19 protein-coding genes and 2 pseudogenes are annotated in these 22,302 nt (G+C 73.1%); 13 read left to right on the forward strand and 8 right to left on the reverse strand.

Going from position 1 to position 22,302, the window contains the following annotated elements:
- The first annotated feature begins 93 nt into the window (after window positions 1–93).
- The gene (locus AB0B39_RS13655) at window positions 94–2,130 is read left to right on the forward strand and encodes a glycosyl hydrolase family 28-related protein (RefSeq protein WP_357574457.1); all 2,037 of its coding nucleotides are present in this window, start codon (window positions 94–96) and stop codon (window positions 2,128–2,130) included.
- Window positions 2,131–2,170: 40 nt separating this feature from the next.
- On the opposite strand, the gene AB0B39_RS13660 is transcribed toward AB0B39_RS13655, so the two are convergent.
- From AB0B39_RS13660 to AB0B39_RS13680, 5 genes are all read right to left on the reverse strand, one after another.
- Entirely contained in the window at window positions 2,171–2,803 is a 633-nt protein-coding gene (locus tag AB0B39_RS13660; RefSeq protein ID WP_357574458.1) for a hypothetical protein, read from the reverse strand.
- 15 nt (window positions 2,804–2,818) lie between these two features.
- On the reverse strand, window positions 2,819–3,916 hold the full coding sequence (locus AB0B39_RS13665; protein ID WP_357574459.1) for an SRPBCC domain-containing protein: 1,098 nt from the start codon (window positions 3,914–3,916) through the stop codon (window positions 2,819–2,821).
- A gap of 67 nt (window positions 3,917–3,983) precedes the next feature.
- Window positions 3,984–5,033, reverse strand: a complete 1,050-nt coding sequence (locus tag AB0B39_RS13670; protein ID WP_357574460.1) for a nitronate monooxygenase — start codon at window positions 5,031–5,033, stop codon at window positions 3,984–3,986.
- A gap of 84 nt (window positions 5,034–5,117) precedes the next feature.
- The gene (locus AB0B39_RS13675; RefSeq protein ID WP_357574461.1) at window positions 5,118–6,239 is read right to left on the reverse strand and encodes a hypothetical protein; all 1,122 of its coding nucleotides are present in this window, start codon (window positions 6,237–6,239) and stop codon (window positions 5,118–5,120) included.
- 168 nt (window positions 6,240–6,407) lie between these two features.
- Window positions 6,408–7,517 (reverse strand): lectin, encoded by a 1,110-nt coding sequence (locus AB0B39_RS13680; RefSeq protein ID WP_357495191.1) that lies wholly within the window; start codon window positions 7,515–7,517, stop codon window positions 6,408–6,410.
- Between the two features lie 331 nt (window positions 7,518–7,848).
- Here AB0B39_RS13680 and AB0B39_RS13685 point away from each other — a divergent pair, with 331 nt between their 5' ends.
- The 7 genes and pseudogenes from AB0B39_RS13685 to AB0B39_RS13715 all read left to right on the forward strand — a co-directional run bounded on the left by AB0B39_RS13685 (window position 7,849) and on the right by AB0B39_RS13715 (window position 15,500).
- The gene (locus AB0B39_RS13685) at window positions 7,849–8,316 is read left to right on the forward strand and encodes a hypothetical protein (protein ID WP_234582301.1); all 468 of its coding nucleotides are present in this window, start codon (window positions 7,849–7,851) and stop codon (window positions 8,314–8,316) included.
- Complete coding sequence (locus tag AB0B39_RS13690; RefSeq protein ID WP_357574462.1) at window positions 8,316–9,707, forward strand: hypothetical protein; 1,392 nt, start codon at window positions 8,316–8,318, stop codon at window positions 9,705–9,707. Before AB0B39_RS13685 ends, AB0B39_RS13690 begins: the two co-directional genes overlap by 1 nt.
- A pseudogene (locus AB0B39_RS13695) lies at window positions 9,704–9,949 on the forward strand (VWA containing CoxE family protein); the annotation flags it as partial. The gene AB0B39_RS13690 and the pseudogene AB0B39_RS13695, both read left to right, overlap by 4 nt.
- Before the next feature lie 153 nt (window positions 9,950–10,102).
- Window positions 10,103–11,185, forward strand: a pseudogene (locus AB0B39_RS13700) (VWA domain-containing protein); the annotation flags it as partial.
- 14 nt (window positions 11,186–11,199) lie between these two features.
- A complete protein-coding gene (locus AB0B39_RS13705; RefSeq protein ID WP_234582269.1) occupies window positions 11,200–12,312 on the forward strand; it encodes an AAA family ATPase in 1,113 nt (370 codons plus the stop codon).
- The gene (locus tag AB0B39_RS13710; RefSeq protein ID WP_357574463.1) at window positions 12,309–15,161 is read left to right on the forward strand and encodes a hypothetical protein; all 2,853 of its coding nucleotides are present in this window, start codon (window positions 12,309–12,311) and stop codon (window positions 15,159–15,161) included. The genes AB0B39_RS13705 and AB0B39_RS13710 overlap by 4 nt, the downstream gene beginning before the upstream one ends.
- 66 nt (window positions 15,162–15,227) lie before the next feature.
- Window positions 15,228–15,500: a hypothetical protein gene (locus tag AB0B39_RS13715; RefSeq protein ID WP_357574464.1), complete on the forward strand. Its 273-nt coding sequence runs from the start codon at window positions 15,228–15,230 to the stop codon at window positions 15,498–15,500.
- A gap of 137 nt (window positions 15,501–15,637) precedes the next feature.
- On the opposite strand, the gene AB0B39_RS13720 is transcribed toward AB0B39_RS13715, so the two are convergent.
- The gene (locus AB0B39_RS13720) at window positions 15,638–15,928 is read right to left on the reverse strand and encodes a flavin reductase (protein ID WP_357574465.1); all 291 of its coding nucleotides are present in this window, start codon (window positions 15,926–15,928) and stop codon (window positions 15,638–15,640) included.
- 284 nt (window positions 15,929–16,212) lie between these two features.
- Between AB0B39_RS13720 and AB0B39_RS13725 the strand changes: the two genes are divergently transcribed.
- Together AB0B39_RS13725 and AB0B39_RS13730 are read left to right on the forward strand one after the other, a co-directional pair.
- Window positions 16,213–16,422, forward strand: a complete 210-nt coding sequence (locus AB0B39_RS13725) for a hypothetical protein (RefSeq protein WP_357574466.1) — start codon at window positions 16,213–16,215, stop codon at window positions 16,420–16,422.
- Window positions 16,423–16,803: 381 nt separating this feature from the next.
- Window positions 16,804–17,007: a hypothetical protein gene (locus AB0B39_RS13730; RefSeq protein ID WP_357574467.1), complete on the forward strand. Its 204-nt coding sequence runs from the start codon at window positions 16,804–16,806 to the stop codon at window positions 17,005–17,007.
- Between the two features lie 164 nt (window positions 17,008–17,171).
- Here AB0B39_RS13730 and AB0B39_RS13735 read toward each other — a convergent pair whose 3' ends face one another.
- Window positions 17,172–18,440: an Nramp family divalent metal transporter gene (locus tag AB0B39_RS13735; RefSeq protein WP_357574468.1), complete on the reverse strand. Its 1,269-nt coding sequence runs from the start codon at window positions 18,438–18,440 to the stop codon at window positions 17,172–17,174.
- Between the two features lie 179 nt (window positions 18,441–18,619).
- Between AB0B39_RS13735 and AB0B39_RS13740 the strand changes: the two genes are divergently transcribed.
- Genes AB0B39_RS13740 through AB0B39_RS13750 form a run of 3 tightly spaced genes read left to right on the forward strand, consistent with a single transcriptional unit; the run spans window position 18,620 to window position 20,915 of the window.
- Complete coding sequence (locus tag AB0B39_RS13740) at window positions 18,620–19,027, forward strand: GntR family transcriptional regulator (RefSeq protein WP_007457663.1); 408 nt, start codon at window positions 18,620–18,622, stop codon at window positions 19,025–19,027.
- A gap of 20 nt (window positions 19,028–19,047) precedes the next feature.
- Window positions 19,048–19,938: an ABC transporter ATP-binding protein gene (locus AB0B39_RS13745; RefSeq protein ID WP_357574469.1), complete on the forward strand. Its 891-nt coding sequence runs from the start codon at window positions 19,048–19,050 to the stop codon at window positions 19,936–19,938.
- Window positions 19,935–20,915, forward strand: a complete 981-nt coding sequence (locus AB0B39_RS13750) for a transporter (RefSeq protein ID WP_357495206.1) — start codon at window positions 19,935–19,937, stop codon at window positions 20,913–20,915. The genes AB0B39_RS13745 and AB0B39_RS13750 overlap by 4 nt, the downstream gene beginning before the upstream one ends.
- 89 nt (window positions 20,916–21,004) lie before the next feature.
- On the opposite strand, the gene AB0B39_RS13755 is transcribed toward AB0B39_RS13750, so the two are convergent.
- On the reverse strand, window positions 21,005–22,195 hold the full coding sequence (locus tag AB0B39_RS13755; protein ID WP_357495692.1) for an ROK family transcriptional regulator: 1,191 nt from the start codon (window positions 22,193–22,195) through the stop codon (window positions 21,005–21,007).
- Between the last annotated feature and the right edge of the window lie 107 nt (window positions 22,196–22,302).

A 22,302-nucleotide genomic window follows, 5' to 3' on the forward strand; every position in this document is an offset into this window, starting at 1 on the left:
GCGATGTGCGGTGCTGCATCATGACGATCAATGTCGGGCGTCCGGGGGTACGCCGGGCGGACCTCCACCACCACCCCACCAGGAGGGTCACCGATGTTTCGCAGCATCCTGCCGGCACGGGGACGCCCGGGCCGCCCGGTCGCCACCGCCGTCGCGTTCGCGACCGGCCTCGCCGTGCTGGTCGCCGGGCCCACAGTGGCCGCCGCCGGCCCACCCGGCTCGTCCGGCGCACAGCCGGTCGTCACCCGGGCGGCGCTCGACCCGGCGCTGGTCGCCGGACGCGGGGCCGACGTCGACTTCGTCGAACAGGAGGCCGAGAACGCCCGGACCAACGGCGAGGTCATCGGCCCCGACCGGTCCGCCTACACGCTGCCCGCCGAGGCGTCCGGCCGCCGCGCCGTCCGGCTCACCCCCGGCGAGTACGTCGAGTTCGTCCTGCCCAGCGCGGCGAACGGGATCACCGTTCGGTACAGCATCCCGGACGCGCCCGCCGGCGGCGGGATCACCGCGCCGCTGCGGGTGGCCGTCAACGGCAGGAACGTCCACACCATGACGCTGACCTCGCAGTACTCGTGGCTCTACAACCAGTACCCGTTCACCAACGACCCGCAGGCCGGGCTGCTGCACCCGGACTGGTGGATCACCGAGTGCCAGTGCGTGCCGTCGGCCACCACGCCGTACCCGAGCATCAGCACGCCGTTCCGGCCCACCCACTTCTACGACGAACAGCGGCTGCTGCTCGGGCGCACCTACCGGGCCGGCGACACGGTCCGGCTCACCGCGCCGGCCGGCAGCGCCGCCGCGTGGACGGTCATCGACCTGCTCGACTCCGAACTGGTCGCACCGCCGCGCGTACGGCTGCTCGCCGCGAACGTGCTGGCGTTCGGCGCCGACCCCACCGGTCGCCGGGACTCCGCCGACGCCCTGGACAAGGCCGTCGCCTTCGCCCGGCGTACCCACCTGAAGGTCTACGTCCCGCCGGGGACGTACCAGGTCAACCGGCACATCATCGTCGACGACGTGACCATCGAGGGTGCGGGCAACTGGTACACGGTCTTCAAGGGCCGCGAGGTGGCCCTGTCCACGCCCGCGCCGGACGGCTCGGTGCACACCGGCGTCGGCTTCTACGGCCGCGACGCCGCCGACGGTGGCAGCCGGAACGTGCATCTCTCCGGCTTCGCCATCGAGGGCGACGTACGCGAGCGCATCGACACCGACCAGGTCAACGCGATCGGTGGTGCGATGAGTGACTCCACGATCGACGGGCTGCACCTGCGGCACACCAAGGCGGGTCTGTGGTTCGACGGGCCGATGCGCAACGTCCGCGTCACCAACACCATCGTCGTCGACCAGATCGCCGACGCGCTCAACTTCCACACCGGCGTGACCGACTCCCTCGTCGCGCACACCTTCGTGCGCAACACGGGTGACGACGGCCTGGCGATGTGGTCGGAGAAGACGGCAAACGCCCGCAACACGTTCGACCACAACACCGTGCAGTCACCGACGCTCGCCAACGGCATTGCCATCTACGGCGGCACCGACACCACCGTCTCCAACAACCTCGTCGCCGACCCGGTCCGCGAGGGCAGCGGGCTGCACGCCGGGGCGCGCTTCGGCGCGGAACCGTTCGCCGGCTACCTGCGGTTCACCGCCAACACCACAGCCCGCGCCGGGACGTACGAGCTGAACTGGAACATCGGGCTCGGCGCCATCTGGATGTTCGCGCTGGACCGCAGCATCGACGCGAACGTCGAGGTGACCGGCGACGCGTACCTGGACAGCACCTACAACGCGATCATGCTGGTCAGCGACTGGCCGGTGAAGGACCTCTACTCGATCACGAACGTGCGCTTCCGCGACGTCCGGGTCGACGGCACCGGCACGTCGGTGCTCAGCGCCCGCTCGGCCGGATCGGCCTCGTTCGCCAACGTGGACGCCCGCAACGTGGGAGCGGTGGGCGTGAACAACTGCGGGTCGTTCCACTTCACCCCCGCCGGGTCGGAATTCACCCTCACCGACCTGGGCGGCAACGACGGCGGCTGGCTCGCCCCGTGGCTGCTGCCCAACACCATCACCTGCGACGACCGGCCGCCGGTGGCACCACCGCCGCCTCCGGCCCAGTGGTGAACGCGGTGGGCGGCCCGATCGCTCGGGCCGCCCACCGCAGTCACCGCCTCCGGGCGTACGCCAGCGGCACGGTCGTCGGCTGCCCGTCCCAGGCGCCACTCAGGATGGCGCCCTGCGCCCCGACCGCCCCGGCGGCCGGCCGGCGGACCACGACCAGCTCCACCGCGTCGGTGACGATGACCGTGTCGACGTCGTCGACGACCTGCCGGACGGCGCCGATCGCCGGCACCGCCCCACCGTCGCCGCTGACGTCGATCGCCATCGTCGGCGGTCGCACCTCGCGCCGGCCGTCGACCTCGAAGTACTGCTCCGCCTGCCCGGCGCCGGCCAGGATGGCGTGGGTCAGCGCCGCCGCGTAGACCGGGTCGGCGCAGCCGTCGTACACCCACCGGCGGCCGAGCGCCGAGTGGTCGGTCGTGCCGACCAGCCACTCGTCGGCGTCGCGCAGGGGCTCGGCGCGGTAGGTGAGCGGGACCTGGTGGACCGGGGAGTCACCGGCGGCGACCAGTATGGTCTCGATGCCGACCTCGCCGGCCGGGTCGTCGAAGCGGTACGCCCCCCGACTCACGACGTCGACGCCGGCCGGCCCCTGCCACCACTGTCGGTCGGGCAGCCAGGTCGTCAGCAGTTCGAGCTTGGTGGGGCGCAGTGTCGCCCGGTGCAGCAGTGCCATGCTTCAGGAGCCTAGTCAGAGCCCCGCGCACGGGTTGCCGCCCACCGTGCAGCCCTCCGGCTCCCTGGCCTTCGGCCGACTGTCGCGGACGTCGAACCGGATCGTCCGCGAACCGCCGGCGGGCACGGCCAGGCCGCTGAAGGTGATGGCCTGCCCGTCCTGACGCCAGTCCGCTCCCTCGACGTCGTCGACGCTGCTGCCCTCGGCGAGGGTCAGCACCACCACCCACTGCTCCGCGGGCGCGGGGCCCGGGTTGTCGACCACCACCTCCCCCGTGTAGCCGAACAGCCGGCTCGAGTCGGTGTCGTAGCGGGCCGCCAGCGGCGGTGGGGGCGGTGGCACCGCCGCAGTCGGCGTACGCGACGGCGTCGCCGACGGGGTGCGGCTCGGACGGGCGGTGGTCGGCGTGACGCTGCGCGACGGTCGCGCCGACGGTGTCACAGTCGGCTGCGCGGTCGGCGCCGCCGCCGCCATGCTCGGCGGCGTCGTCGGCGTGGGCGTCGAGGTGGGAGTCGGCGCGGCGGAGTGCTCCGGCTCCCCCGGCAGCGTCAGCCACGCCGCCAGCCCTGCCGCCAGCACGACCGCGGCCAGTCCGGCGACCGCCGCACGACGGCGACGCCGGGACGGCGCCGGGCCGGACGCGCCGAGCACCGGCAGCTCGGTGGTCATCCCCGCGACGCCACGCCGCAGATCGACCTGCTGGAACGCGAGCCAGTCGAGGATGGCCGGCAGGCGCACGGTCAACGCCTGCCGGAGCTGCTGTTCGCGTGGCCCGTGCTGCTCGTCCGACCACGAACCGTGGGTCGGGACCTCCCGCACGGTCAACCGGCTGCCCTGCTTGGTGGCGGTGACGGCGCAGGTCAGCTCGGTGAGCCGACCGGCCTCGTCGCAGCGCAACACCAGCAGCTCCGGCACCCGCCGCTCGGTCACCTCGACCTCGACGTCGGTGTCGAAGCCGGGCAGGCCGGCCGTGTGCAGCAGCAGCCGGTCCGGCACCCCCTCCACCATGTCCGCCTCGGCGAACCAGCGGCCGAGCAGCTCTCGATCCGTCAGAGCGAGCCAGACCCGGTCGGGTGGGTGGGACAGGTCGACGTCCGCGCCGATCTCGATCACGGCGAGACTCTAACGGGTTGCGCGTCCGGGCCGTTCCGCCCGCCCGGATCGACGACAGGTCGCCTGGTCAGCCCCAGCGGGTCGCCCGTTGCGCCGCCACTGTCAGCGCGGCCCGGGCGGCGGCGCTGACCTCGACGACCAGCTCGGCCGCCGGTACGTCCCGGGCGAGCGGGTGCGCCTGCCCGGCCCACAGGTTCACCACCGAGGCGTCGCCATCGCGCCGGGCGGCGGCGAGCAGCGGACGGGTCAGGTGCAGCACCTGCGGGTAGCCGGCCGGCGCGACGGCGTCGTGCGTACGCAGGAATTCGTTGACCACGCCGCGGGCCCGCTTGCCGGTGTAGGCCCGGGTCAACGCGGTCGGCGCGGCGCTGGCCACCGCCGCGCGGTGCAGGGGTGAGCTGCCCGCCTCCGGGCAGCGCAGGAACATGGTGCCGAGTTGGGCGGCCTGCGCCCCGGCGGCCAGCGCCGCCGCCAGAGCGGGGCCGTCGGCGATGCCACCGGCGGCCACCAACGGCCGGTCACACCGCGCCGCGGCCAGCCGGAGCAGCGGCAACAGCGCGTAGTCGTCGTCGTCCGGCATCCCGCCCCGGTGCCCACCGGCCTCGGTGCCCTGCACCACGACGGCGTCCACGCCCAGCTCGGCGGCGGCCGTGGCGGCGGCCGGGCCGGTGACAGTGGCCCACACCTCGGTGCCGCGCTCCCGCAGGGCGGCCACCACGGCACGGTCGGGCAGCCCGAACGCGAAGGACACCACCGGGACCGGGTCCGCGAGAAGCGCGGCCAGCTTCTGCGGGTACGCGTCGTCGCCGCCCACCGGCTCGCCCAACCGCACCCCGAAGCGGTCGGCCTGCGGGGCGAGCCGCCGCGCGTACTCCCCGACGGCGGCCTCGTCGACCGTGTCGTCGCCGGGCAGGAAGACGTTGACCCCGAACGGCCGGTCGGTACGCGCGCGCACCTCGGCGATGTCGGCTACCAGCCGCACGGTGTCGATCATGCCGGCGGCCAGGAAGCCCAGCCCGCCGACGGCGGATACGGCCGACACGAGGGCCGGGGTGGACGGGCCGCCGGCCATCGGCGCGGCGACGATCGGGTGGCGCAGCTCGGACAGCACGGACATCCGCCCATCCTGCCGCAGCGCGCCGGCCCTGCGGCTCGCGACGCGACGCCCGCCCGCACACCGTGGCGCGCACGCCGCCGTCCGTCAGCGTCGGTCGGTGTGCCGCCGCCACAGCACCCCGGCCACGGCGAACAGTGCCAGCAGCGTCCCGGCGCCGGCGGCCAGCGGCCAGGCCCGACCGCCCCCGATGCCGGCCGCCTGTGCCGCCGGGCGGGCCGGCGGGGACGACGGCGGCGCCGCCGTGGTGGACTCCGCCGGGTGCGGGGCGGCGGCCGTCGCCGTCGGGGCCGGATACCGCAGGATCGTCGGGCGGCTGCCGGCCGGCTGGTCGGCGGACTCGGAGACGGTGAGCAGGGACCTGCCGTCGCGGCTGTAGGTGACCGACTCGCCCTGCGGCTCGTCGGGCAGCGGCATGACCCGTGGGGTGCCGCCGGTCAGCGCGGCGACCACGTCACCGCCGGTCACGTCGTACTCGAACGCGTCGGCGTAGGTCCGCAGCACCACCCGGCGGCCGTCCGGCGCGTTCGCCGCCCCGGTGACGACGCCCCGCCCGAGGAACGAGAACGGGTTGCTGGTGGTGCTGGACGGGAGGACCACCCGGCCGACCGAGGCCAGCGGTGTGGTGGCCCCCGGCTTCAGCGCGGTGGTCGGCGAGTACAGCACGACGGTGCCGCTGCCGCCCTTCGTGATGATCAACGGCCGGCCGGCCGCGTCGAGCAGCAGCGCCTCGGCGTCGTGCGGATTGTCCGGGTATTTCATCCGGTACAGCACCGGCTGGTCCGCCCCCGGCGCGAGCCGCCACAGCGCGATCGTCTCGCGGTTGCGGTCGTTGTCACCGGTGTCGGCCACCCAGATGGTGCCGTCCCGGCCGAGGGCCAGGTCCTCGGTGTCGCGGGGCCGGGAGGGGTAGCTGACCGTCCGCTCCACCGCGCAGCGCCGGTCCAGGAAGAAGATCCGGAGGCGGGCCTCGTCGTCGGCGCCGTCGTTGACCACGACGTACCCGTCGTCGGTGGCGACCATCCCGGAGATCTCGGTGAGCCGGTCGTCGCGGACCTGGCACACGCTCACCCCGGCCGACGCCGCGCCGGCGACCGCCGGACCCGGCGACTGCACCGCGGCCAGCGGCACCGCGCCGGCGACGAGAGCCGCCAGTGTCGCCGCCGCGCGGGCGTACCGCCCCCGGTCCACCCAGCCGCGTACCCGCATCGCCCGCCTCCTCGCCGCGGCCGTGGCCCGGCCGCCCCGCCCATCCTGGCCGATCGCGACCAGCGGCGGCGACGATCCGCGCGGACCCGACGACATCCGCGCGGCCGACCGGGCGCAAAGGAGCGGGCGCCGGTCCACCGGGGCACGAGGTGGACCGGCGCCGGACCGCTACCTCGTGGACCAGCGCTGCGCGCCGCCGCCGTTGCAGGTCCAGAGCTGGACGGCTGTCGCGTTGGCCGTGCCGGCCGATGCCACATCGACGCACTTGCCGACGCTGGTCAGCATGATCGCCCCGTCGGATCGGAAGGTGAACCGTTGGGCGGCGCCGCCGTTGCAGGTCCAGATCTGCACCCTGGTGCCGTCGGCGCTCGCGCCGCCCGGCACGTCCAGGCAGCGGTCACCGTAGACCCGCAGCTCCCCGGCGGCGGTGCGGGTCCAACGCTGGTTGGCGGCGCCGTGACAGTCCCAGATGATGACCGGGGCGCCGGCGGTGGTGCTGGCGCCGGAGACGTCCAGGCAACGCCCGGAGTTGGGGTTGACCAGGCCGACCGGGGTGCCGACCGGCGGAGCGCCCGGTGGGACGAGGCTGCCCGGCACCGAGCGCAGCGCGTCGTACCAGCGGGCGGCCATCTTGTCGTACCCGCCGGCGTTGGGGTGGACGCCGTCGGCGAGATCGGCCGTGCTCAACGCCTCGTGCATGTCGACCAGGTGCACCCGGCTGCCCTTCTGCGCCACGATCCCGGGGATGGCCGCGTTGTACGTCCGCACCCGGGCCTCAAGATTCGGGTCGGACTCCGGGACGATGGTGGCGACGAAGAGTTCGGCCTCGGGCGCGGTCGCCCTGATCTTGTCGATCAGCGCGGAGAGCCGGGCCGGCGCGTTGGCCAGGTCGTAGTTCTGGTTCATGTCGTTGGTGCCGATGTGCAACAGGACCGTCCGCGGGTCGGTGGCACGCAACCAGGTGACGATGTTGGCGTCGAGCTGGTCGATGCGCCAGCCCGAGTGGCCCTCGTGGTCGTGGTCACCGAGGCTGGCCGGCCCGTTGAACTGCGAGCCGACGAAGTCGACTGTGTAGCCGCCGCCGGCCAACCGCTGCCACAGGTTGACGCGGTACCCGCCGGGCACGTTGAAGCCGTCGGTGATCGAGTCGCCGAGCGGCAGCACGCGTACCCCGCCGTTCGACTCGGCCTGAGCGGGTGCGACCTGGGCCAGCGCCAGTACGGCACCCAGTGCGAGCCCGAAGGCCGCGGCGGCGGCCCGTCGTGCGTTCCCTCGCATGGTTGATCCCTCTCCTCGTGGGTCGTTCGGGACCGTCGTGGCACGCCGTCCGCCCCAACGGCGACCACATCCGAACCGATCCATCGATGATCGACTATCAGCCAGGTGCTCCGGACCCGGCCCGGCACGGCCACGAGCCGAACGCCGTGGTGGCTGCGCCGAACGGTTCGCGGGACCGGCGCCGCCACCGGACCTGTCGTACCCGTAGTCCATGATCGTGTCGTCGTAGCGGCACCGGCACCGGCCGGCGTGCGCACCATCCTGGATTCTTCTCGATGTGGGAGGCCGTGACGTGACGAACGCCGACGGAGCCGACTGGCGGCGGCGCAGCGTGGTGGCGGTGGTGCCGCCGGCCCGCCCCCGCAAGCTGGCCAAGGTGCCCTTCGTCGAGCTTGCCGACGGGCGGTTGCAGGGCGTGGTCTCCAGCGGATCGGACGTCGAGCGGGTCTACGTCTCGTCGGTCGCCGCCGGCACCCACGCCTACCAGTGCAGCACCAACAACAACCGGCCCTGCGGCGGCCTGCGCGGCATCCCGTGCAAGCACCTGCACGCGCTCGCCGACGAGGCCGTCCTGCAGTACGGCGTCGACCGGGTGGCCCGCTACCTGCGGGTCGACGTCGGCGACGGAGTGGCCGACGGCAGCGGGCTGCTGTCCCGGCTCGACGGCCAGCCCGAGCCGGCCTCGGCGGCGGTGGTGTTCAGCCGCTTCCTGCGCCACCTGGCCTACCTGGAGCTGCCCGTCAGCACTGTCGCGCTGCCCGAGCTGCACTGGTTCCCGGCCACCGGGGCGGGCCGCTGATGCGCGGGGCCCAGGTCGCGCGCCTGCACGCGGTCCCGGCCGGGTTGAGCGACGCGCTCGACGTGGTCGCGGGCTTCGACGACGCCCTCGCCGACGGCTTCGGTCGGATCGGCGAACGGGGCGCCGCGGCGCTCGCCGCGCTCGCCGACGCGCTGGCCGGCACCCCACTGGGTGACCCGGTGACCGCAGCGGTCGACGCGGTCACCGCCGGGTCGGTCGCCCCGGAGCACCTCGCCGCGCTCGCCGGGGCGCGCTCGGCGCTGCTCGGCGCGGCACACGACGCCCTGCTCGGGCAGCTCGACGAGGCGGTGGGCCGCACCCGGTCGCCGTGGACGACGCCGACCAGCAGGCCCGCCGAGACGCCGCCCGCGCTCGCGGGAGCGCGGGCGTGGTGGCACGAGGTGGCGGTCACCGGCTGGCGTGGCGTCGACCACGAGCTGCTCTCCGCAGCCGCCGGGGTCGTTGAGGCCAGCCTGGCCGTTCCGGAGCTGCGCCGGATCGCAGTGCTGCTCGACGGTCTCGCGGCGGAGCTGCGGGCCTGCGTGCCGGTCGCCACCATGGCGCAGGTGCCGGCCCGCCGCTGGGCCGACCTGTGGGCCCGGGGCGTCCTGCTCACCGAGGGCGCACCGTCGACCGGCGAGACGACGGCGGTCTCCGGGCGGCTGTTGCCGCTCGGTGTGGACGTGCACAGTCACGACACCGCCATGCAGGTCCAGCTGCACGGCGTCCTGGAGCCGGCGGACGGCGGGCCGGTGCTGCTGGTCCGCACGGCGGTCGCCGCCGCGAAGGTCGACACGATCGTCGGGCCGGCGATCTGGCGGCTGCTGTCGGCACACCCGCTGCTGCTCACCGCGCTGGCCGAGCGGCGGGCGCTGGTCGTGACCGACCTGCCGCTGCGCGGCGGCGACCTGGGCTGGGTCGACGACCGGGTCCAGCTCGACGAGCCCGCCGACCCGTTCGCCACCGCCCGCGTGCTGTTGCCCGCCGCGAGCACGGCCGCTACCGACCCGCTCGACCGGCACCCGACGGGCATCGCCGAGCCGGTGCTCGTCGAGGGCCCCGCGAGCCGCGACGAGGACGGCACGCTCGGCATCGAGGTGGACGGCGAACGGGTGGCGCTCGCCGTCGACCGGCTTCCCGCCGCCGGCCCGCTGACCGCCGCCCTGGTCGCCGCCGCGTCGGCCTGCCTGGGCCTCCTGCGCTGGGACGACGGCCGCTGGCTGCTCCAGCCGCTGGCGGTCCGGGCCACCGTGAAGCGGCGGACGGTGCAGGCACACAACGGCGACTGGGCCTGCGGCGTCACCGATCCGAAGGTCGCCAAGGAGGAGGCCCGGGCAGGCGATGCCGTGGCCGTTCTGCGCGAGCGCGCGGGACGGTTGCTGCGCCGATGACCGCGCCGATCCCCACCGGCGGTTACGCCGACGCCAACCGCCGTCAGGTCCTCTACTGGCGGCTGCTGTCCCGCCTCTTCGACCGCGACGAGCAGCCCGGCCTGGAGTCGGCGAGCGTGGCAGTTGTCGACGACCTCGGGCTGCCCGCCGCCCTGCTGGACCCGTCGGTCTCGGTGGACACCATCGTGCAGCGCTTCCCGGCGCTCGCGGCGGAGCTGCGCGGCCTGCTCACCTCCGCCGACGCCCCGCCGGACGCCGGCGAAGCGCGGCCTTCCGCCAGCGAAGCCCCGGCCGCCGCCGAGGCGCACGCCGCCGCCGGTCCGGATACCGCCGGGCCGGAGGGCGCCGAGGCGCACGCCGCCGGGCCGGAGGGCGCCGGGCCGGGTGGGTCGGAGGACGACAGCGCGACCTACCGGCCGGGTGCGGCCGAGGTGCGCCGGGCGGCGCTGGTGTCGAAGGTGCTGCTGAACGTGTTCGCCACTGGCTCCGGTCCGGTCAGCGCCACCCAACTGGCCCGCTGGCAGTCCGACGCCGGCTGGTTCGAGCAGGCCCTCGGGTGCGAGCCCGGGGAGCTGCGCCGCCAGGGCGGCGGGCTGGGCGGCACCCTGGCCGGGCTGGAGGGTGACCTGGTCCGGCGGATGCACCTGCGGGAGGTGCTCGCCGATCCCGCGCTGGCCAGCCAGCTGACCCCGAGCATGTCGCTGATCGAGCAGTTGCTGCGCGACAAGGCCAACCTGTCCGGGGTGGCGCTGGCCAACGCGAAGGCGCTGATCCGGCGCTTCGTCGACGAGGTCGCCGAGGTGCTCCGCACGCAGGTGCAACAGACAAGTGTCGGCGCACTGGACCGGTCGGTGCCGCCCAAGCGGGTGTTCCGCAACCTGGACCTCGACCGGACCATCTGGCAGAACCTGACCAACTGGAGCCCGGACGACGAGCGGCTCTACGTCGACCGGCTCTACTACCGGCACACCGCGCGGCGTACGACGCCGTCCCGGCTCATCGTCGTTGTCGACCAGTCCGGTTCGATGGTCGACGCGATGGTCAACTGCACGATCCTCGCCTCGATCTTCGCCGGGCTGCCGAAGGTCGACGTGCACCTCGTCGCGTACGACACCCGGGCACTGGACCTCACCCCGTGGGTGCACGACCCGTTCGAGGTGCTGCTGCGTACCCAGTTGGGCGGCGGCACCGACGGCACGGCGGCGCTGACGCTGGCCCGGCCCAAGATCGCCGAGCCGAAGAACACGGTGCTGGTGTGGATCTCCGACTTCTACGAGGTCAACCACCAGGCGGTGTTCGACGGGCTCCAGGCCGTACACCGTTCCGGCGTCAAGGTCATTCCGGTCGGCTCGGTCAGCAGCTCCGGGCAGCAGAGCGTCAACCCCTGGTTCCGGCAACGCTTGAAGGACCAGGGCACCCCGGTCATCTCCGGTCACATCCGCAAGCTCGTCGTCGAGCTGAAGAACTTCCTCACCTAGGAGAGCAACCCCTCATGTCCGAGATGCTGCGCGCCCCCGCCGAGGTCACGTACGCCGACGAGCTGGACTTCCTGGAGTCGGTCGACACCGGCCCGAAGCCGTTCTCGTGGCGCCTGAGCCCGCGCATGGTCCGGCTGTTCGTCCTCGGCTCGGAGCGGGCCGACGGCCTGTCCCGCGAGATCCCGCAGAAGTGGTTCGGCGACCGCAGTTTCGTCGAACGGGCCATCGTCACCCTCGCCTCGGACCGGGGCCTGCTGCTGATCGGCGATCCCGGCACCGGCAAGAGCTGGCTGGCCGAGCTGCTGGCCGCCGCGATCTGCCGCAACTCGACACTCGTCGTGCAGGGCACCGCGGGCACGACGGAGGACCACATCAAGTATTCGTGGAACGTCTCCATGGTGATCGCCAAGGGCCAGTCCCGCGAGTCGATGATCCCCTCACCGATCATGACGGCGATGGAACGTGGCGTGGTCGGGCGTTTCGAGGAGTTGACCCGCTCCACCAGCGACGTGCAGGACGCCCTGATCTCGATCCTGTCCGAGAAGTACGTCGCCATCCCCGAACTCGACCAGGACAACATCGTCTTCGCCCAACCCGGCTTCTCGATCATCGCGACCGCCAACAGCCGGGACCGGGGCGTCAACGACCTCTCCTCGGCGCTCAAGCGGCGGTTCAACTTCGTGCGGATCCCGGTGGTGACCAACAAGCGCAGCGAGGCGGAGATCGTCCGGTTCCGCACCGAGGAGCTGCTACGCCGGCACCGCATCGAGTTGGACGTCCCGCCGACCCTCCTGGACATCCTGTTGCAGAGTTTCGCCGACCTGCGCGCCGGTGCGGCCGCCGCGACCAGCGACGACGAGAAGTTGGAGTCGGCGCTGTCCACCGCCGAGCAGATCGGTGTGCTGGAGGACGCCATCCTGCACAGCCAGTTCTTCGGCGACCGTACGCTGCGCGCGGCGACGCTCGCCGGGTCGCTGGTCGGGTCGCTGGCCCGGCGCAGTCCGGAGGACCTGGCGATCCTCAACAAGTACCTGCACGGTGTGGTGGAGCCCCGGGCCCGCAAGGACGACGACGGGTGGGCGGGCTTCCTCGACGGCGGTCGTCAGGCGATCGCGTCCCTGTCGTGACCGCGCCCACCGTCGCCGGCCCGTTCGGCGCGCTCCGCGAGCAGCTCAGCGACGCGGCGGCAGCGTTCGCGGGCTCCGCCGACGCGCTCGGCGCGATCCTCGCCGGCATGGTCGACGACGTCGACCGGGCACTCGGCGAGCGGCTGGAGATCTTCCCGGTCTGCCACCACTCACCGGCCTCCGCGCTGGCCATGGTGCGCCGGTTGCGGGCCAAGCAGCCCCGGGTGATCTATTTGGAGCTGTGCGAGGATCTCCAGCCGCTGCTCGGGGAGCTGCGCAACTGCCGTCTGCCCGTCGCGGTGCAGGCGTTCGCGTCGGAGCTGTCCGGCTTTCCCGCCGACTGGGGGCCGCTCAGTGTCGTCGCGCCCGTCACCGAGGCGTCGGCGGAATACCAGGCCATCGCGTACGCGCTGGAGACCCCCGGCGTGGAGTTGGTGCTGGTGGACCGCTCCACCGACCACGTCTTCCAGTGGTCGCCGCGCGATCGACCGAGCGACGGGGGCGGCACGGCCGGGGCTACCGACGGGGGTGGCACGGCCGGTCCGACCGCCACCGGCGAGGAGTCCGGGCTGCACGGTGACGCCGTCGGGGTGGAGATCGGCGACCTGCGGCCGCGGTTCGCGGAGCTGGAGGCGTACCTGCTGCACCACGGCAAGGTGCGGCACTGGTCGGAGTGGTGGGACCAGTACGTGGAACGCCCGCTTGCCGACGCCGACCACGACACCTACCGGCAGGTGATGGTGCTGATCGGCAGCCTGTTCCGGCGGCTGCGCCCGGCCGGCGAGGATCGGCTGGACCGCGACGAGGATCGCGAGCGGTACATGTGGACGAGGATGCGCCAGCACCTCGCCACCTCCGGCGTCGATCCGGCCGACTGCCTCTACGTCTGCGGCGCGTTCCACGCCGCCAGCCGGGTCGAGCAGTTCGGGCTGGGCTCCGCCGCGCCCGACTTCGAGATCACCCCGCGCACCGACACCCGCTGGCGGTACGGGCTGATCCCGTCCAGCCATTCCGCGATCGAGGCCCAGTTCGGGCTGGCACCGGGCTCGGTGTCGATCGCCGCGGCGACCTGGACGAAGGCGGTGAGCCGGCACAAACTGTCCCCGTACCGGCTGGACGGCCAGCGCACCGGAACCAGCCGGGGGCGGCGGGGCCGGGCACCGACGGCGCCCGTCCCCACCGGGCCGGTCAGTGACCGGCTCACCGGCTTCCTCGCCGCGGCGCCCGACCTGGACGGCCTGGACGAGGCGGAGCTGCGCGGCTGGTGCGTGGACATCGTCCGACTGGCCCGGCGCAACGGATACCTGGCCAGCACCGCCGACGCGATCGCCGTCTTCGAGACCTCGGTCCTGCTGGCCGGCATGCGCAACCGGGCCCGGCCCACCCCGTACGACTTCGCCGACGCCGCGGTCACCTGCATCGAGAAGGACGTGGTGCCCGGCCGGCGCGACGTCCGGCGGCTCTGCGAGATCCTGCTGGGCGGCGACCGGATCGGTCAGGTCGGCTACGACGCCCTCCCGCCGCTGGCCCGCGACGTGCTCGATCGGCTCCAGCCCCTCGGCCTGGCCCTGGAGAAGCGGACGGTGCAGCGGGCGTTGCTGGATCTGGCCGCCCAGCCGGAGCTGGGCCGCTGCTCGGACCTGCTGTGGATCCTGCGGCACCTGCTGCCCCCGGCCGCGGTCCGCCCGATCATGGGCGAGCGGCGGCTCGGGCACCGCTCGGTCCAGGAGAGCTGGGACCTGGCGCTCGGCCGCCACCAGCGGGCGCTGATCGAGCTGGGCTACGAGGGCGTGACGGTCGAGCAGGTCCTGGAGCAGCGACTGCGGCGTGCGGTACGCGGCCCCGACGCCACCGCCGCGGGTGCGCTGGCCGCGGTCGAGGACGCCATCCGGTTGCTCGACAGCCCTCGCCTGGTGGACGAGTTGGGGGCGCGCGCGGTGGACCTGCTCGCCGCCGAGCGCACCGTCGACGACGCCCCGGACGTGCTGCGCCGCATCCGGCGCCTGCTGGCCCACTACCGGGCCACCGCGCCGACCCTCCCGAGCTGGTGCGCGGCCTTCGTGACCACCGGGTACGCGCACTACTGCACCCTGCTGCCGACCGCCATCACCGCCGAGGAGACGGGCGTCCGGCAGGTCGGCGCGATGCTCGGCTTCCTGTTCTCGATGGAGGGCCTGGCGCTGTCGCTGGGCTGCGACCGCTCTCAGCTGGAGCTGGCGGTCGGGCAGTCGCACCCGACGGCGCCGGCGAAGGTCGCCCTGCTCTGGGCGGCCCGACACCAGCTCGGCCTGCTGCCGCTTGCCGAGTTGCGGGCCCGGTGTGCCGAGCTGCTGGCCAACCCGCTGGTGGTGCCGGCCTTCCCGCAGTATCTGGCGGGCTTCGTGCACGCGCTGGAGCCGGTGCCCACGCTGGCGCCGTTCGTCGTCGAGACGATGTCCACGGCGTTCGCCCGGCTACCCGATCCGGTGCTGCTGCCATGGCTGCCGACCCTGATCACCACCCTGCGGGACCAGGGGCCGGAGCTGGTCCCGCTGTTGATCCGGGAGGCGGGGCGCACCTTTCCGGAGGCGCTGCCGGAGCTGGATTCCTGGGTGCCGCCGTGGGTGGCCTCCCCGCCTCAGCCGGCGATGGGCGACACGCGCGTCGTCGCCGCGCCACAGCGGCGGGTGGGCGTCCTCCTCGCCGCCCATCCGGCGCCCGTCGACGCGATCGCCGCGCTGCTCGGACACGACGGCGGGTGGCTGCCGGGCACCGACGCCCCCGCCCATCCGGGCGCCGTGGCCGCGCTGTTGGCGACGAATCCCGACACGATCGAGGCCGTCGCCGCGCGGGTGGTGCGCCAGGCGTGAGCGCGACGACGGCGGGTAGGCAGCGGCCCGGCGGCATGTCGACACCCGCCGGGCAGGAGGCGCGCGATGAGCACGTACCGGGACGATCAGGGCGACCCGTTCCCTCCTCCGGAGGCGGACGCCGCCGAGCAGCGGCAGGACGCATTCGACGTCGGGCCGCCGGACCGGGTGTCCGGCGACGTCGACCCGGAGGCGTCGGAGGCCGACCTGGCCGAGCAGGGCGCCCTGCCGGCGGGCACGCTTGAGGAGGTCACGTCGCTGCCGGCCGACGCCAACCCGGCGGACGCCCTCGAACAGCGTCAGGAGATCCCCGCCCGCGACGAGGGTCGCCGCACCTGACCACGCGCCGGCGACACCCCGCCTGGAAACTCCGCCCGCGACCGGCCGCACCCGACCCGTCGCTCGCGCCCTTTCGCCGGTGAGGACTGCCTGCCGGACACGGCGGTGCCCCGACCCTATGGGCGGGGCACCGCCGCTCAGAACCAGTGGGATTGACCGGGGTCGCGGGGTCGGTGGGCGGCCAATGCCTGCTTGACCCAGCCCAAGAACCGGACGTAGTGCTCCACCGGGTCGGGTCCGGTCCAATACAGGTCGGTCAGGTCCCGGCTCGCCTCAGCCAGGCAGTCGGCCATATCCACCCCGAGCAGCTTCGGCTCGTCCGAGTAGTCGGCCACGAGTTCGACTTTCGCCTGCTCGCACGGCCAGGGGCGCACGCAGGAGGCGCAGAACCAGAACGGCCGGACCGGGGCATGCCGTTGGCCGTTCACCGCTGAACCCCCCGGTAGCGGACCGGCGACCACCGGCCAGGCAGCTCTCGCTGGGCATCCAGGAGTGACGCCTCAAGCTGGCGCACCCGATCTACCTCTTGTTCCTGTTCCACTCCAGCCTCCGGGGGTGGTCTCGGATGGGGCACCCGTCGCCGCCGGGCTCCGCCTCCAGCGGCGACGGGGCGTAATCGATCTCACCCCGGGCGCTACCCCCCTGTCAACCCTGGCGCGCTTATCTGAGCGCGCTCACATTGACCCGTCAGGACCGGTCTACCTTCGTCCGCATGGCACACGGACCGGGCGAACTTGTCGCGGCGGGCGAGGTCCTTGCGATGCTCGGGGTGGGCCGCTCACGATTCCGCCAGATCCAGCAGTCGCCACACTTCCCGGCTCCGTACGCCCGGCTGTCGGTCGGTTCGATCTGGCTCAAGGCTGATGTAGAGAAGTACATCGCCGAACACCGACGCCCCCGCCCGGTGGACGAGGACGAGTAACCCCGTCCGCCCGTCCCCGTGCCCGCCGTGACACGACAGAGGCATGCCCCGGCGCTGACACCGGCGCGAAGATCGTCTGGCTTCTTGTGAGTCGGTTTTGCGAACTGGCGGGCGTGGTCTTCCTGGCGTTCGGCCCCCCAAGAACGAGCGGCCTCGCTGATCCGCCCCTGCCCGCATTCGAAGCGGTTCGGGCGGGACCGACTCGTCCGAAGGGGCCAATCGCACCCACTTACCGACTGGTCGGAACTTTGTTGGTGATAGCCGCAAACGCTTGACACCGACCTTTAGCGACTGACATCTTGCGAAGCAAGGCGAAGCCTTCCCGTGGGGGACGCGGGATCCACAAGGGATCACTGTGTCTATACGGAGGTACACCCCTCGATGGGCAACAACGTCGCCACCCGCGTACTGCTGTTGGTCGTCGCCGTACTGGCGGCGAGCCTGGTCGGCATGGCAGTGGGTTGGATCAACTGGGCGACCAAGCAGAGCACGGGTGAGGCCATCATCGCCGCAGGTGCCGCGTTCGGTGGCGCGCTGGCCGTGGTGATCCTCTCGTACAACTTCGTCATGCGGCGCGATGAGTGAGGCCGTGCCGCACACCCCCGCTCACCGCGGGTAGGGCCTCATTTCGTCGGTCACGTCGGCATCCCGAGCACGGCGTTCGCTGCGTCGACAACTTCCCAGCCGCTGAGAGTGGAGCAGTCACGCCCCTGGTGGGGCCGCTATCGGCCGCGACGTCATCGGCCGGCTCAGCCGGCGACGACCTGCCACAGCAGGAACGCGTTGAGCGCGACGACCAGAACGGCCACCAGGGCCGCGGCGGCGGTGGTGAGCGGGTGGTTGACCAGGTTGCCCATGAGGTCGCGGCGGCGGGTGAAGGCGACCACCGGGATCAGCGCGAACGGGATGCCGAAGCTGAGGATGACCTGCGACAGCACCAGGGCGCGGGTGGGGTCGAGGCCGATGGCGAGCACGGCCAGCGCGGGTGCCAGGGTGACCAGCCGACGCAGCAGCAGCGGGACCCGGCGGCGCAGGAAGCCCTGCATGATCACCTCGCCGGCGTAGGTGCCGACGCTCGTGGAGGCGAGCCCGGAGACGAGCAGGGCGACCGCGAACCCGAACGCGGCGGCGGTGCCGATGCTCTGACCGAGGCCGGCGTGCACCCCCCGGAGGCTGTCGGCCCCCACCGGACCGCCGCCCCGGAAGCTGGCCGCGGCGATCAGCAGCATGGCGAGGTTGACCGCGCCGGCCGCCGTCAGGGCCAGCAGCACGTCGGTGCGCTGGCCCCGAAAGAGGGTCCGACGCTCGCCGTCGTCGGCCGCGGGGATGCGGTCGCGGGTCAGCGCGGAGTGCACGTAGATGACGTGCGGCATGACTGTGGCGCCGAGGATGCCGGCGGCCAGCAGCACGCTGTCGGTGCCCTGGAGTCGGGGCGCCAGGCCGGCCATGGCGGAGCCCGGATCGGCGCCGGCGGCGAGCAGGTTGGCCGCGAAGGCCAGGACGATGACGCCGAGCAGCACGGCGATGGCGATCTCGAACGCGCGGAATCCGCGCGAGCGCAGGGCGAGCACGACGAAGGCGGCGGCGCCGATGATGAGCCCGCCGGGCAGCAGCGGGATGCCGAAGAGGAGGTACAGGGCGACCGCGCCGCCGATCACCTCGGCCAGGTCGGTGGCCATCGCGACGAGTTCGGCCTGCACCCACATCATCCCGTTCACCGGGCGGGGCAGGCGCTCGCGGCACAACTCGGGCAGGCTACGGCCGGTGGCCAGGCCCAGCTTGGCGGTGAGGGTCTGCACCAGCATGGCCATCAGGTTGGCCACGACCACTACCCAGACGAGCAGGTAGCCGTAGCGGGCGCCGGCAGCCGAGTTGGTGGCGAAGTTGCCCGGGTCGACGTACGCGACGGCGGCGACGAACGCCGGGCCGAGCAGGATCAGCCGCCCGCGTACGCGACCCCGGGCGCGGGCGACCTGCAACGGCGTCGCCCTCGTCGTCGTGAGTTCGTTGGTGACCACCGAGCACCTCCCCCTTGCGCACGGATCGCGTGCCTGTTCCCTTCCCGGCCGGTTGGCCCGTCGGTGCCAATCGCTGGCCCCGGGGTGACAGGTGGGTCAGCCGCTTGACAGGGATCCCGCGTCCCACCAAGCTGTCTATTAGTCCTACTGTCGTAGGACAACAGGAAGGATCATCACGAGTGATCGAGTTCGTGCTGGACAGCCGGTCGAAGGTGAACACCTACATGCAGCTCGTGCAGCAGGTGAAGCAGGCGCTGCGCGTCGGTCTGCTCGCACCCGGGGACCAGCTGCCGAAGGTCCGGGACGTCGCCCAGTCACTGGCGATCAACCCGAACACGGTGCTGAAGGCGTACCGGGAGCTGGAGATCGAGGGCCTGGTCGGCGGCCGACCGGGGGTGGGCACGTTCGTCCAGCGCACCCTCGCCGGCGCGTCCCTGCCCAATCAGGCCGAGCTGCGCGACGACCTCGTGGCGTGGCTGCACCGGGCGCAGGCCGCCGGCCTCACGGCCGAGGACGTCGTCGCCCTGGTGGAGACCACGCTGCGCGCCACCCTCACCGACGACACCCCACAGAAGGAACCCGCGTGAGCGGTACGAGAGGACAGAGGATGGAGATGGTCTTGGAGGCCGACCGGCTGGGCAAGCGGTACGGCAGAACGTGGGCGTTACGGGACTGTTCGCTGCACCTTCCCGCCGGCCGGATCGCCGCGCTGGTCGGGCCCAACGGCGCGGGCAAGAGCACGTTGCTGCACCTGGCCGTCGGGCTGCTCAAGCCCGACGAGGGCGCGGTGCGGGTGTTCGGCAGGTCGCCGTACGGCGACACGGACGGGCTGGCCGACATCGGGTTCGTCGCCCAGGACACCCCGCTGTACCGGGACTTCACCGCCGCCGAGCTGGTCATCGCCGGCGGCAAGCTGAACAGGCGGTGGGACGCGGCGCTGGCCCGGACCCGGTTGGCGCAGCTCGGGATACCGCCCGACAAGCCGGTCGGCAAACTCTCCGGCGGCCAACGGGCCCAGGTGGCGCTCGCCCTGGCGCTGGCCAAGCAACCCCGGCTGCTGCTGCTCGACGAGCCGGTGGCCAGCCTCGATCCGCTGGCCCGACGGGAGTTCCTCCAGTCGCTGATGGGCAGCGTCGCGGACTCCGGGACCACGGTTCTGCTCTCCTCGCACCTGCTGGCCGACCTGGAACGGGTCTGCGACTACCTGATCGTGCTCAACGCCGCCCAGGTGCAGCTCACCGGCTCGGTCGACGACCTGGTGGCCGCGCACCGGCAGCTCGTCGGCCCGCGGCACGACGGCGGTCCGATCGGCGGCGTCGCGCACGTGGTCCGGGCCAGCCACACCGACCGGCAGTCCACGCTGCTGGTGCGTACCGACGGCCCGGTCACCGACCCCGGCTGGACGGTGCGCGACGTCAGCCTGGAGGACATCGTCCTGGCCTACCTGGCCGACGGCGTCGCGCAGACCAGTCACAGCGAGTGGGGGGTGGCGGCATGATCTGGCTGACCTGGCGGCAACACCGCAAGCTGGCGTTCTACACCCTCCTGGGGTTCCTGGTGCTCGCCGCCGTGCTGGTGCCGATCGGCCTGTCGATGCGGCACACCTTCGCCGACCTCGGGCTTGCGGGTTGCCTTCGTCCGTCCGAGCTCAGCGAGGCTGCCGCGCAGACCTGCGACGTGGGACTGCGCCGTTTCACCGACCGGTACGACAGTTTGAACCTGGTGGCGGTGCTGCTGATCACCCTGCCGGTGCTGGTCGGCCTGTTCTGGGGCGCACCGCTGGTGGCTCGCGAGGTGGAGCAGGGTACGCACCGGTTCGTCTGGACCCAGGGCGTCGGCCGCGCCCGCTGGGCGCTGGTGAAGTTCGGGCTGGTCGGCGGCGCCGTCGTGCTCCTCGCGGCCGGCTACGGACTGGGCGTGTCGTGGTGGGTCGACCCGCTCACCAAGGCCGCGCACGAGGGTCGACTCGGTGTGATCGTCTTCGACCTGCAGGGCATCGTGCCGATCGGCTACACCCTCTTCGCCGTGGCGCTCGGCATCTTCGCCGGCACCATCTTCAAGCGGATGCTGCCCGCCATGGGCATCACCCTGGCCGGGTTCATCGGCGTACGGGCGGCGGTGGAGATCCTGGCCCGACCGCACTACCAGCCCGCCCGCACCCAGACCTTCCCGATCGAGGGGCCCGGGATTCCGGAGGGAGACCGGGGCAACTGGGTGCTCGCCGTGGGAATCCGCAACGCGGACGGAACGATGGCGGCGGAGAACACCCGGATCCAGTGCCCGCCCGGTGGCAAGGGCCCGACCGGCCAGACCTGCGGCGCCGAGCTGGGCCTGGGACCGGGCGCGTACAACTGGGAGCTGTACCAGCCGGCGGACCGGTTCTGGTTGTTCCAGGGCATCGAGACGGGCATCTTCGTCGCCCTCGCCGTGCTCCTGCTCTACCTCGCCGTGCGTCGGGTCCGCCGGATCGCGTAGCCCGGACGGGTGACGGTCGAGTCGATCGTTGGCTGCTGAGCCGCACGACACGCGGATGGTCGTGCTGCTCAGCCGCCAACGATCACGGATTACGCCGACTGGCCGGCGACACCGACATTGAGCGGATCGGCCAACAGCTTGTCGAAGGCCAACTCGGCTGCGCCGATCAGGACGGCGTCGCGGCCGAGCGCCGCCGCGCGCAGCCGCAGGTGCTCGCGGGAGGCCGGCAGCGGCATGGCGTCCAGCCGCCGACGCACCGTGTCCGCGCCGGCGATGAAGATGTCGCGCAGCGAGCCACCGAAGACCACGGCGTCGGGATTGACCACGTTCACCAGGTTGGCGACGCCGAAGCCGAGCCAGTCGGCGACCTGTTCGACGGCCTGGCGGGCGGCCGGATCGCCGTCCGCCGCCGCGCGCAGCACCTCGGTCACGGCGGCGCGGTCGTCAGGGTCGCGCCCGGCGTGGCGCAGCAGCGCGGCTTCACCGATCTCGGTCTCCCAGCAGCCACGAGAGCCGCAGCCGCAGGGCAGCCCGTTCGGGTTGACGACCATGTGCCCGACCTTGCCGCTGTGACCCCGGTGGCCGATCATCAGGCGGCCACCGACGACGATGCCGGCGCTGATGCCCAGGTCTCCGTGCAGGTAGATGAGGTCGTCGATGCCGGGAGCCACGCCCCGGATGTGTTCGGCCAGGCCCGCGATGTCGGCGAGGTCGCCGGCCACGAACCCCGGGCCGGCGGTGAGTTCGGCCTCCAGCGCCACGCTGAGGCCCTCGTCGACGCCGACAATCCGGAGTCGGCCGTCCGCGTCGCGGGTGGTGTCGGTAACCGCTACCGCTCCCCCGACCAGCAGCGCGCCGGGGGCGACGCCCTGTTCCATGTCGCGAACGAGATCGGCCAGTGGGCCGACGGCGTCGACCGCCGACATGCCGCTGGGACGGGCGACCTCGCGCCGGTCGAGGATGCGGCCGCCGAGGCCGACCCGCGCGGCGCGCAGCCGGTCCGCGTCGATGCTGAGCGCGTGCGCGTAGACCCGCTCGGAGCGGGGGCTGACCACCAGGGAGGGGCGGCCGGCCCGTCGGGCGGTGGTCGGCACCTCCTCGGTGACGAGGCCGCTGGCGGTCAGGTCGGCGGCGAGCGCGCCGATGGTGCTGCGGTTGAGGCCGAGGCGGCTGGTCAGCTCGGCCCGCGACGTCGGCCCGTGCAGGTGCACGTAGCGCAGCACGGCGCCGAGGTTCTGCCGCCGGATCTCCTCCTGGCTCGCACCGGGGAGCGGGGGCAGCAGCGGGGAATCAGGGTTACGGCCGGCGCCGGCTGGCCTGGACCGCACGGGTGTCTCCACGGTCAGACCTCCTTAAGGATCGGTGCCGGGTGGCGAGGAGGCACGGA

The sequence above is a fragment of the Micromonospora sp. NPDC049114 genome (assembly GCF_040648635.1).
Lineage (GTDB): Bacteria > Actinomycetota > Actinomycetes > Mycobacteriales > Micromonosporaceae > Micromonospora.

Coding starts and splice junctions, on each gene's coding strand:
- AB0B39_RS13655 (WP_357574457.1), top strand. CDS start 94: ATGTTTCGCAGCATCCTGCCGGCACGGGGACGCCCGGGCCGCCCGGTC.
- AB0B39_RS13660 (WP_357574458.1), bottom strand. CDS start 2,803: ATGGCACTGCTGCACCGGGCGACACTGCGCCCCACCAAGCTCGAACTG.
- AB0B39_RS13670 (WP_357574460.1), bottom strand. CDS start 5,033: ATGTCCGTGCTGTCCGAGCTGCGCCACCCGATCGTCGCCGCGCCGATG.
- AB0B39_RS13675 (WP_357574461.1), bottom strand. CDS start 6,239: ATGCGGGTACGCGGCTGGGTGGACCGGGGGCGGTACGCCCGCGCGGCG.
- AB0B39_RS13680 (WP_357495191.1), bottom strand. CDS start 7,517: ATGCGAGGGAACGCACGACGGGCCGCCGCCGCGGCCTTCGGGCTCGCA.
- AB0B39_RS13690 (WP_357574462.1), top strand. CDS start 8,316: ATGCGCGGGGCCCAGGTCGCGCGCCTGCACGCGGTCCCGGCCGGGTTG.
- AB0B39_RS13705 (WP_234582269.1), top strand. CDS start 11,200: ATGTCCGAGATGCTGCGCGCCCCCGCCGAGGTCACGTACGCCGACGAG.
- AB0B39_RS13715 (WP_357574464.1), top strand. CDS start 15,228: ATGAGCACGTACCGGGACGATCAGGGCGACCCGTTCCCTCCTCCGGAG.
- AB0B39_RS13725 (WP_357574466.1), top strand. CDS start 16,213: ATGGCACACGGACCGGGCGAACTTGTCGCGGCGGGCGAGGTCCTTGCG.
- AB0B39_RS13730 (WP_357574467.1), top strand. CDS start 16,804: ATGGGCAACAACGTCGCCACCCGCGTACTGCTGTTGGTCGTCGCCGTA.
- AB0B39_RS13745 (WP_357574469.1), top strand. CDS start 19,048: ATGGAGATGGTCTTGGAGGCCGACCGGCTGGGCAAGCGGTACGGCAGA.
- AB0B39_RS13750 (WP_357495206.1), top strand. CDS start 19,935: ATGATCTGGCTGACCTGGCGGCAACACCGCAAGCTGGCGTTCTACACC.